Annotated in this window: 5 protein-coding genes; 4 read left to right on the plus strand and 1 reads right to left on the minus strand. The window is 66.2% G+C overall.

Going from position 1 to position 3,449, the window contains the following annotated elements; genetic code table 11:
• Positions 1-139 precede the first annotated feature (139 nt).
• Positions 140-643: a GNAT family N-acetyltransferase gene (locus AC1VAN_RS15610; protein WP_480986144.1), complete on the plus strand. Its 504-nt coding sequence runs from the start codon at positions 140-142 to the stop codon at positions 641-643.
• A gap of 30 nt (positions 644-673) precedes the next feature.
• Here the strand turns inward: AC1VAN_RS15610 and AC1VAN_RS15615 are convergent, their stop codons facing one another.
• Positions 674-1,111, minus strand: coding sequence for an acetyltransferase (locus tag AC1VAN_RS15615; protein ID WP_032976321.1), 438 nt, complete (start codon positions 1,109-1,111; stop codon positions 674-676).
• Positions 1,112-1,269: 158 nt separating this feature from the next.
• Between AC1VAN_RS15615 and tadA the strand changes: the two genes are divergently transcribed.
• From tadA to AC1VAN_RS15630, 3 genes are all read left to right on the plus strand, one after another.
• Positions 1,270-1,794, plus strand: coding sequence for a tRNA adenosine(34) deaminase TadA (gene tadA, locus AC1VAN_RS15620; protein ID WP_032976199.1), 525 nt, complete (start codon positions 1,270-1,272; stop codon positions 1,792-1,794).
• Between the two features lie 75 nt (positions 1,795-1,869).
• Complete coding sequence (gene orn / locus AC1VAN_RS15625) at positions 1,870-2,442, plus strand: oligoribonuclease (protein ID WP_025879267.1); 573 nt, start codon at positions 1,870-1,872, stop codon at positions 2,440-2,442.
• Positions 2,443-2,556: 114 nt separating this feature from the next.
• On the plus strand, positions 2,557-3,429 hold the full coding sequence (locus AC1VAN_RS15630) for an EcsC family protein (protein WP_480986145.1): 873 nt from the start codon (positions 2,557-2,559) through the stop codon (positions 3,427-3,429).
• The last annotated feature ends 20 nt before the right edge of the window (positions 3,430-3,449 follow it).

A 3,449-nucleotide genomic window follows, 5' to 3' on the forward strand; every position in this document is an offset into this window, starting at 1 on the left:
CTATCAAACTGGATTGGATGCAGCGAACTGTGATTCGTATCCGGATTTCACAGGTGGGGTACGGGCATCAGGCGCGGGCCGTTGCTTCCTCGATGCGGCATGATCAAGGTGCTTACTCCGTTCCGACGACGTGCCGACGATGCTCTCCATCCGCCCTGAACTGCCCGCAGACGCTGCTGGAATCCACTTCCTGACCGAGGCGGCCTTCCGTAACGCGCTGCACAGCAGCCACACCGAACACCACATCGTCGACGCATTGCGTGAGCGTGGCGAGCTGAGCATCTCGCTGGTGGCAGAGGATGYGGGCCAACTGGTGGGTCATGTCGCGCTGTCCCCGGTCAGCGTGCAGGACGACAGCCAGGGCTGGTTCGGGCTCGGGCCGATTTCGGTGCTGCCGCAGCAGCAGGGGCGCGGCGTGGGCACGGCATTGATGCGGGCCGCGATCGAGGCTCTGCGCAAGAGGGGCGCGCGCGGCTGCGTGCTGTTGGGCGAGCCGGCCTACTACGGGCGCTTCGGCTTCCGTGCCGTGCCGGATCTGGTACTACCCGGCGTGCCGGCGGCGTATTTCCAGGCCCTGTGCCTGCAGCCACCGATGGCACAGGGGGAGGTGCGTTACTCGCCGRCGTTCGACGTGGTTGCCTGACCGGGGAACGGCCGGCGTTCCAACCGCCGATCAGCCTGGATGGCGCAGGTGGATGAGGGGATACGGACGACCCTGCGAATCCACCGGCGAGCGTCCGGTTTCGATGAAACCCATGCGCCGATAGAAGCCCACGGCCTGCGCATTCTGCGCATTGACGTCGGTGGTCAGTTGCGGCTGCAGTGCCAGCGCATGCTGCAGCAGCTGGCGGCCGATACCGGTTCCGCGCACGTCGGGATCGATGAACAACGCTTCCATGTGCGAGCCGTCGATCAGCATGAAACCCTGCGGCTGGTCCTGGTCGCCGACGGCCACGACCATCGGGGCCTGTGGCAGGAAGCCGGCAACTTCAGCATCGATAGCCCGACGGTCTTCGGTACTGAGGAAATCATGGGTGGCGTCGACGGCGCGGCGCCAGAGATCGACGAGAGCGTCGCCATCGGTGGCGCGGGAGGGGCGCAGGGTGGTCATGGGCATGTCCAAGGTGCTTCGCAAGTGCACCCAAGTATAGCGGCCGGAATTGGAGGGGAAATGCCGTTTGGAGGCGGCCTGCGAGGCGCGGTCGACGTGGTCGCAGAGGCCTGCGCTACACTGCGGTCGCGCCGTACTGTTCGAATTCGAGAACCACCATGACCGACACCCTGGGCGTGCCCGTGCACGACGCCGACGAACACTGGATGCGCCACGCATTGGCATTGGCCGAACGTGCGCAACGCGAGTTTGACGAGATCCCGGTCGGTGCGGTGCTGGTGGGTGCCGACGGTCAGCTGCTGGGCGAGGGCTGGAACCTCAACATTGCCTCGCACGATCCCAGCGCGCATGCCGAGATCGTGGCCATGCGCGAGGGCGGGCGGATGCTGGCCAATCACCGCCTGATCGGCAGCACCCTGTATGTCACCCTGGAGCCGTGCGCGATGTGTGCGATGGCTATCGTGCACGCACGCGTGGCGCGCCTGGTCTACGGTGCCAGCGACCCCAAGACCGGCGCCTGCGGCAGCGTGTTCGATCTGGTCGCTGATGCCCGCCACAATCACCGGGTGGAGGTCCATGCCGGCGTGCTGGCCAAGGAAGCGGGCAACCGGCTGACCAACTACTTCAGGGCCAAGCGTGGCAAGCCGCCGCTGCTGCTGGAGGACCACGCTGGCGAGGGCTGAGTGGCGAAAGGGTATGATGGCCGCCACTTTCCATTACCGGCCGGCCTCGTGCCTGCCCAGCAACGAGGCGACACGATGGCAGAGAACGGCGCGGCCAACGAGCGGCTGATCTGGATCGACCTGGAAATGACCGGGTTGGATACCGACAACGATTCGATCATCGAGATCGCCACCGTGGTCACCGATGCCCAGCTCAACGTGCTGGCCGAGGGCCCGGAGTTCGCCATCCATCATCCGCTGGAAACGCTGGAAGCGATGGACGAGTGGAACCGCAACCAGCATCGTCGTTCGGGCCTGTGGCAGCGCGTCATCGACAGCACCACCACGCTTGGCCAGGCCGAAGCGCAGACCGTGGCCTTCCTGGCGCAGTGGATTCCGGCCGGCGTGTCACCGATGTCGGGCAACTCCATCTGCCAGGACCGCCGCTTCCTGCACCGGCAGATGCCGCGGCTGGAAAAGTACTTCCACTACCGCAACCTGGACGTGTCCACGGTGAAGGAACTGGCCAAGCGCTGGGCGCCAAGCGTGGCTGCGGGCGTGGGCAAGAACAGCAACCACACCGCACTGAGCGATGTGCACGATTCGATCAACGAGCTGCGCCACTACCGCCAGTTCATGGGCGCGCTGTCGGGGCTGCCGAGCCCGTGAGGGTTGGTGCCGGCCGCTGGCCGGCAATGGCCTGATCCCAGCCGGCGGCGCAGGGTTGTCGTCCAGCGGCCGGCACCACCCTGCGTTCAACTCCCTGGCGCTAAGATCGGCCGCATGAACGAGCCCATCCTGCTGCCCCGCGATATCGCCCACGACGCTGGTGACTGGTCTGACCTGCAGCGGTCGGTAGCACTGTTGGAAGCACCCACGATCACCGCGCGCATGGCCAACCTGGTCGGAACGCCGCTGGAGTTCGCGGTGAAGGCGCTTCCCACCTCGGTGTCCAACCGCATCCACGGTGCGGTGCAGGCGGCGCTGTCCAAATCCGTGCAGGCCGCGCTGTGGAGCATGGACAACACCCCTGGCAAGGGCGCCTCGACACGTTGGCACAAGCTGGCGGCGGCGACGTCCGGTGCGGTGGGTGGGGCGTTCGGTTTCGCTGCGCTGTTCATCGAGCTGCCGGTATCGACCACGATCATGATGCGCGCGGTAGCCGACGTCGCCCGCAGCGAAGGCTTCGATCTATCGCAGTTCAGCACCCGCCAGGCCTGCCTGGAGGTGTTCGCACTGGGTGGCAATTCGCCGCGCGACGATGCCAGCGAGACCGGCTACTACCTCGCCCGTGGTTTCACCACCGATGTCATGCGCCACCTCTCGGCCGAACTGGCCGGGCGCGTGGTGACCGGGCGCGACCTGACCCTGGGCGTGGCGCCGAAGGAAGCCGGCAAGCTGCTGGCCAAGCTGGTGGAAAAGGTCGCCGCCCGTTTCGGCGTGGTGGTCACCGAGAAGTTTGCCGCGCAGGCGGTACCAATCGTCGGTGCGGCGGCCGGCGCGACGCTCAACACCATGTTCACCGACTACTACCAGGACTTGGCCCGCGGCCATTTCATCGTGCGCCGGCTGGAGCTGAAGTACGGCGAAGAGGTCGTGCGCGCCTGCTACGACCGCATCGCACACGGCGGGGCTTTGATCGAGCCGACGTTTTAACGACCCCATCGTTACAACGT

This window comes from Stenotrophomonas sp. 05L44_2 (assembly GCF_056665995.1).

Excerpts from the sequence above, each read along its gene's own strand:
- orn (WP_025879267.1), top strand. The coding sequence starts at position 1,870 with ATGGCAGAGAACGGCGCGGCCAACGAGCGGCTGATCTGGATCGACCTG.
- AC1VAN_RS15615 (WP_032976321.1), bottom strand. The coding sequence starts at position 1,111 with ATGACCACCCTGCGCCCCTCCCGCGCCACCGATGGCGACGCTCTCGTC.
- tadA (WP_032976199.1), top strand. The coding sequence starts at position 1,270 with ATGACCGACACCCTGGGCGTGCCCGTGCACGACGCCGACGAACACTGG.
- AC1VAN_RS15630 (WP_480986145.1), top strand. The coding sequence starts at position 2,557 with ATGAACGAGCCCATCCTGCTGCCCCGCGATATCGCCCACGACGCTGGT.